The following is a 6,648-nucleotide window of genomic DNA, read 5'->3' as shown; positions in this document are numbered from 1 at the left end:
GGTCGAGCTGTCCGACTGCGGCGCAGGCGAGTTGTCGGCCGTGATCACCGGAAGCAGCGCCTTGGCCTGAGTCTTGCCCAGCTCGACACCCCACTGGTCAAAAGAGTCGATGCCCCAGATGACACCTTCGGTGAAGACCTGATGCTCATAGAGCGCGATCAGCTGACCCACCACCGACGGCGTCAGCCGGTTGGCCAGAATCGAGGTCGTCGGCCGGTTGCCCGGCATCACCTTGTGGGGCACCACGTTCGCGGGGGTTCCCTCGGCGGCGATCTCTTCGGCGGTCTTGCCGAACGCCAGCACCTGGGTCTGGGCGAAGAAGTTGCTCATCAGCAAGTCGTGCATGCTGCCGGTGCCTTCGACGGTGGGCAGGTCGTCGAGCGGTTCGCTGAACCCGATGAAGTCGGCCGGCACCAGCCGGGTGCCCTGATGCAGCAGTTGGTAGAAGGCGTGCTGACCGTTGGTTCCGGGCTCGCCCCAAAAGATTTCGCCGGTGTCGGTGGTGACCGGGGTGCCGTCGGCGCGCGTCGACTTGCCGTTCGACTCCATGGTCAGCTGCTGCAGATAGGCCGCAAAGCGCGACAGATCGTTCGAGTACGGCAGCACCGCGCGTGCCTGTGCGTCGAAGAAGTTCGAATACCACAGGCCGATCAAACCGAGCAGCACCGGCGCGTTGGACTCCAGCGGGGCCGTCTTGAAATGCCGGTCCACGATGTGGAGTCCGGACAAGAAGTCGGCGAAGGCTTTCCGGCCGATGACCGCCATCACCGACAAGCCGATCGCCGAGTCCACGGAGTACCGACCGCCGACCCAGTCCCAGAACCCGAACATGTTGTCGGTGTTGATGCCGAAGTCCTCGACCAGGCGCTTGTTGGTGGAGACGGCGACGAAATGCTGCGCGACGGCGGCATCCCCGAGGGCGTCGGTCACCCAGCGCCGGGCCGCCGTCGCGTTGGTCAGGGTCTCCAGCGTGGAGAAGGTCTTGGACGCGACGATGAAAAGCGTTGTGGCCGGGTCCAAGTCGGCGAGCTTAGTGACCAGGTCGGCCGGGTCGACGTTGGACACGAACCGCGCCGAGATACCGGCGTCGGCGTAGTGGCGGAGCGCCTGGTACACCATCACCGGACCGAGGTCCGATCCACCGATGCCGATGTTGACGACGGTGCTGATTCTTTTCCCGGTGGCCCCCGTCCATTCACCGCTGCGCAACCGATCGGTGAAGTCGCCCATCGCATCCAGCACCGAGTGCACATCGGCGACGACGTTCTGGCCGTCGACGATCAGCTCGGTGTCCCGGGGCAGGCGCAGCGCGGTGTGCAGTACGGCGCGATCCTCCGAGGTGTTGATGTGAGCACCGGCCAGCATCTGGTCGCGGCGTTCCTCGAGGTTAGCCGTCCGGGCCAGATCAACCAGTAATCGCACCGTTTCTCGGGTGATCCGATGTTTGCTGTAGTCGATGTAAAGGTCGCCGACCGACACGGTCAGCTCGCGGCCCCGGTCGGGATCTTCGTCGAAGAATTGACGTAGGTGGGTGGTGCCGATTTGTTCGTGATGCCTGCGCAGGGCGTCCCACGCCGGGGTGGCGGTGATGTCGGGGAGGGTTTGCACGGAGGTCATGGTTCGACCCTAATGCGGTTGCACGCAACCGAGCCAGGCGAAGACGGGCGCCGCCCGGTCAGTGGCCGAGGCGGCCCCGGCCCAACCGCAGCAGCAGGATCGCCAGGTCTTTACCCTCGGGACCGAGCGTGCTGTAGCGGTCGATGACCTTCATCTCGCGGCTGTGGACCAGCCGTGTGCCGCCCGACGCCATGCGGGCCTTACCGATCGCCTGCGAGACCTCGGTGCGCCGCTTCACCGCGGCGAGGATCTCGGCATCCAACCGGTCGATCTCTCGCCGCAGATCATCGATGGTTGCGGCGTCCAAAGGATCGGCCGTCTCGATCTTCATCTCAGCTAACTCCGCCTCTTGTTGGTGTGGGGGTTCTGGTCTCATCCGATATCGGGCCTCACAAAAAAGGCGAGCCCCGAATTGCGAAAAGCGGACCTCGGGGCTCTGCGGAAGGCTAGTCCACGGGTACCGCTAACCGATACCCGCAGAAAAATCGACGGCGCCACTGCTGGACCGATGACTGTCGACGGGACTGCGCGTAGAGCACCTTCCGAGTCTGCCATCAAAAAGAGCAACTGCGCAAAAATCCCTTACTGAACTGGCGTTTCCGCAGCGACGGGCCTCAACGGCGAACGGGCTGCGTCCGGGATGCCGTCTGGGTCGTGATCTGTGTTCGTGACCAATTGCGAAATCCGAGGCAAAGTCGAGAGCATCGGGGAACCAATATTTGCGCCCACGGAACTTAATTCCGACAAAAACGGTCCTTTTGGACGCGAGCGCAATAACACAGCCATTTCCAAATGGCGGTCAGAATATTGGTGTGGAAAACACACTTTTTGACCGGGCGCTCGCGCGCCCGGCCGGGACCGCTCGGGGTGCTGGCGCCTTCGCACTTACGTCGGTGGGCGGCGGTAAGTTTGGACCGACATGAGTGTGCACGCAACCGATCCCAGGCAGGCCTCTGAAGCAGATCAGCTGCTTGAGGGGCTGAACCCACAACAGCGCCAAGCGGTGGTGCACGAAGGCTCGCCGCTCCTGATCGTGGCCGGCGCCGGCTCGGGCAAGACGGCGGTGTTGACGCGGCGCATCGCCTACCTGATTGGTGCGCGCGGCGTCGGGGTCGGGCAGATTCTGGCCATCACCTTCACCAATAAGGCCGCCGCCGAGATGCGGGAACGGGTTGTCCGGCTGATCGGCAACCGGGCCCGCGCCATGTGGGTGTCCACCTTCCACTCCACCTGCGTGCGGATCCTGCGCAACCAGGCGTCGCTGATCGAAGGCCTCAACTCCAACTTCTCGATCTACGACGCCGACGATTCGCGGCGCCTGTTGCAGATGGTCGGCCGCGACATGGGGCTCGACATCAAGCGCTACTCGCCGCGGCTGCTGGCCAATGCCATCTCCAACCTGAAGAACGAGCTGATCGATCCCGACCAGGCCGTGACCAACCTGACGGACGAATCCGACGAGCTGTCCCGGACGGTGGCGAGCGTCTACGGCGAATACCAGCGGCGGCTGCGCGCGGCGAACGCGCTGGACTTCGACGACCTGATCGGCGAGACCGTCGCGGTGCTGCGAGCCTTCCCGCAGATCGCCGAGCACTATCGCCGGCGGTTCCGCCACGTCCTGGTCGATGAGTACCAGGACACCAACCACGCGCAATACGTGCTGGTGCGCGAACTGGTCGGGCGCGGCGGTTCAGCGAGGCTCGCCGGAGCTGGCCTGGGGGCCGGCGGAGGCGAGGCGAAGCTGGGACCGCCGAATCAGCCCGGCAGTGACGAGATATCCGACGAGATACCGCCGGCCGAACTGTGCGTGGTCGGCGACGCCGACCAGTCGATCTATGCCTTCCGCGGCGCCACCATCCGCAACATCGAGGATTTCGAGCGCGACTACCCCGACGCGACAACCATTCTGCTGGAACAGAATTACCGCTCGACGCAGAACATCTTGTCGGCGGCCAACTCGGTGATCGCGCGCAACTCCGGGCGCCGCGAGAAGCGACTGTGGACCGACGCGGGCGCCGGCGAACTCATCGTCGGCTACGTCGCCGACAACGAACACGACGAGGCCCGGTTCGTCGCCGAGGAGGTCGACGCGCTCGCCGACCGTGGCGACATCACCTACAACGACGTGGCCGTCTTCTATCGCACGAACAACTCGTCGCGGTCTTTCGAAGAGGTGTTCATCCGCGCCGGAATTCCGTACAAAGTCGTTGGGGGAGTGCGCTTTTACGAGCGCAAAGAGATCCGGGACATCGTCGCCTACCTGCGGGTGCTGGACAACCCCGGCGACGCGGTCAGCATGCGGCGCATCCTCAACACGCCGCGTCGCGGCATCGGTGATCGCGCCGAGGCCTGCGTGGCGGTCTACGCCGAGAACACCGGGTCCAGTTTCGCCGACGCGCTGGTGGCCGCGGCCGAAGGCAGAGTGCCGATGCTGAATTCGCGGGCGGAGAAGGCGATCGCAGGCTTCGTCGAGCTGCTCGACGATCTGCGGGGCCGGCTGGACGACGACCTCGGTGAGCTGGTCGAGGCGGTGCTGGAGCGCACCGGATACCGCAGGGAACTGGAGTCCTCGACCGACCCGCAGGAGTTGGCGCGGCTGGACAACCTCAACGAACTCGTCAGCGTCGCACACGAATTCAGCACCGATCAGGCCAACGCGGCGGCGCTGGACGAGTCGTTGCAAACTCCGGAAGACGAAGACGTGCCGGACACCGGTGCGCTGGCCGCGTTCCTGGAGCGGGTCTCGCTGGTCTCTGACACCGACGACATCCCCGAAGAAGGCGCCGGCATGGTCACGCTGATGACGCTGCACACCGCGAAGGGGCTGGAGTTTCCGGTCGTGTTCGTCACCGGCTGGGAGGACGGGATGTTCCCGCACATGCGGGCGCTCGACGATCCCACCGAGCTCTCGGAGGAGCGGCGGCTGGCCTACGTCGGCATCACCCGGGCCCGGCAGCGCCTGTACCTGAGTAGGGCCATCGTTAGGTCGTCATGGGGACAGCCCATGCTGAACCCCGAGTCGCGCTTTTTGCGCGAGGTTCCCCAGGAGCTGATCGAGTGGCGGCGCACCGCGCCGACCCCGTCGTTCAGCGCACCGGTCAGCGGTGCAGGCCGGTTCGGTGCGCCGCGCACAGCGCCGACCCGCTCGGGCATGACCAAACGGCCGTTGGTGGTGCTGGAACCCGGCGACCGGGTGACCCACGACAAGTACGGGCTGGGCCGGGTCGAGGAAGTCTCAGGTGTCGGCGAATCGGCGATGTCGCTGATCGACTTCGGCAGCTCGGGACGGGTGAAGTTGATGCACAACCACGCCCCGATCAGCAAGATTTAGCGCGGCCCATCAGCTTTCCAGCCAGCGTTTGGTGCGCGGGTGCATGGCCAGCACGACGCTGGCGATCGGCAAGATCGGAAGCGCGTGCACGATCCAGGCGACGCGAGCGCCTGCGATGAACACGCCGAGATAGGTCAGGATGGCCACCACCGCGCCGGCCACGATGAGGTAGCGCCCGACGGAACGGTGCTGCAGCAACATGATGACGCCCGACACGGTCGTGGCGGCGAACACCAGGGCGAGGAATGCGACCGCGCAACAGAACAGGCGGTCGGTCCGCCACCAGCCCGCGATCAGGTCGGTGGCCACCACCGAGGTGGCCCACCCGCTGATGATGCTGACGGCGCATGCGGCGACGGCCGTCCGGTCGCTCGGCTCGAAGGCTGCGCGAACCGCCCCTCCGCCGTAACTCGCTCGTCGTCCCGGCTGCGCATTGCCCTGCGACGGCGCTTGTTGTGAGAAGTGAGTTGTCGGAGACTCCGGCGTCGTGGGAATCGGCCCAGTGGGCGCACGTCGGATGATCCGCGTCCCTGAGTCGGAGGGTGTCGAAGGCTCAGGAGGTTGCGGACCGGAAATGGGTTGGTTGGGCGCGGTCACCTCAACCAGCGTAGTTGCCGACCATAAGACCCCGCTTAGCCAACCACGGCACGGGGTCGATCCGTTCGGTACCGCCCTGAAGCACCTCGAAGTGCAGGTGGGGGCCGGTGGAATTACCCCGGTTGCCCATGGTGGCGATCTGGTCGCCGGCCATCACGCGCTGACCAACGCTGACCAGCGTGGTGTTGATGTGGCCGTAGAGCGTGACCGTGCCGTCGGCGTGGCGCAGCTTGACCAACATCCCGTATCCGCCGGCGGGCCCGGAGTCGACGACGACTCCGTCGGACACCGCATAGATCGGCGTTCCGATCGAGTTGGCCAGGTCGATGCCGGCGTGCAGCACGCCCCAGCGGTAGCCGAAGTTCGACGTGAAGATGCCCTTCGTCGGCATGACGTAAAGCGGCTGCTGCAGCCGTGCTTCGCGCTGGGCGCGGTCGTTGGCGAACGCGACGCCCTTGGCGAGTTCCTGGTTGTGGAGTGCGGCGGTCGCTGCCGGCTCGATGGCGACCACCTGGGCGCCGCGGGTGGTGTTGCTGCCCGCGCCGCCGGTGAGCGCCGACGCGTTGGCGGTCAGAACCGCTTCGGTCTTGGGGGTATCGGCGTGGCTGGTCGCCGTGTGGGCCGCCGCGGCCGCCGCGCCGGCGGCCATCGCCGAGATCAGCAGGCGACCCCTGGCCGCGCTGGTCGGTTGCTTGCGATGTTGCCCGCCGCGCCGCACGGCACCCATGAGTTCGTCGGCGCGCGAGAGGTCGAGACGCTCCGTTTTGAGGGCGGCAGTCACGACGGGGAGGACCTGCGTGGGGGTCTCCAACCACACCGCTGCCCGGTCGTCGATCTCGTTCAAGTCGTCGAGTTCGGGGGCCAGCAGTACTTGCGCTTCGTTGTCGAAGGTGGAGTCGTTGCTGAAATCCAAGTCCCCGAGATCGCCGGTGTCTTCACCGAAATCCAGGTCGTCGAAATCGAAGCCGTCGAGCGGCAGGATTTCGGTGACCTCGTTGCGGTGGGGCTCTACGCCCCGGCCGCCCGCGGCGCGACCTACTCTCACCACGCCTGTTTCTACGGCAGGGGAGCGAGTAAAACGGTGCTGGGACAAGCTGAAATGT

At 65.7% G+C, this 6,648-nt stretch carries 5 protein-coding genes; 1 reads left to right on the top strand and 4 read right to left on the bottom strand.

The genetic code is table 11. From position 1 onward, the window contains the following. Positions 1 to 1,617: glucose-6-phosphate isomerase (pgi, locus tag JOZ00_RS05120; RefSeq protein WP_293340630.1), on the bottom strand; the 1,617-nt coding region annotated here is incomplete at its 3' end. A gap of 58 nt (positions 1,618 to 1,675) precedes the next feature. After that, positions 1,676 to 1,993 carry a chorismate mutase gene (locus tag JOZ00_RS05115; protein WP_293340628.1) on the bottom strand — a complete coding sequence of 106 codons (318 nt, stop codon included), beginning with the start codon at positions 1,991 to 1,993 and terminating at the stop codon, positions 1,676 to 1,678. Between the two features lie 543 nt (positions 1,994 to 2,536). Here JOZ00_RS05115 and pcrA point away from each other — a divergent pair. Further along, positions 2,537 to 4,948 (top strand): DNA helicase PcrA, encoded by a 2,412-nt coding sequence (pcrA, locus tag JOZ00_RS05110; protein WP_293340626.1) that lies wholly within the window; start codon positions 2,537 to 2,539, stop codon positions 4,946 to 4,948. A gap of 9 nt (positions 4,949 to 4,957) precedes the next feature. Here pcrA and JOZ00_RS05105 read toward each other — a convergent pair whose 3' ends face one another. Continuing rightward, positions 4,958 to 5,545 (bottom strand): hypothetical protein, encoded by a 588-nt coding sequence (locus JOZ00_RS05105; RefSeq protein WP_293340624.1) that lies wholly within the window; start codon positions 5,543 to 5,545, stop codon positions 4,958 to 4,960. Between the two features lies 1 nt (position 5,546). Continuing rightward, a complete protein-coding gene (locus tag JOZ00_RS05100) occupies positions 5,547 to 6,590 on the bottom strand; it encodes a M23 family metallopeptidase (protein WP_293340632.1) in 1,044 nt (347 codons plus the stop codon). Positions 6,591 to 6,648 lie beyond the last annotated feature (58 nt).

It is taken from the genome of Mycobacterium sp. (genome assembly GCF_019243155.1).
Lineage (GTDB): Bacteria > Actinomycetota > Actinomycetes > Mycobacteriales > Mycobacteriaceae > Mycobacterium.
The sequence above is the reverse complement of the archived record's forward strand: the minus strand, read 5'-3'. Positions and strand labels throughout refer to the sequence as shown.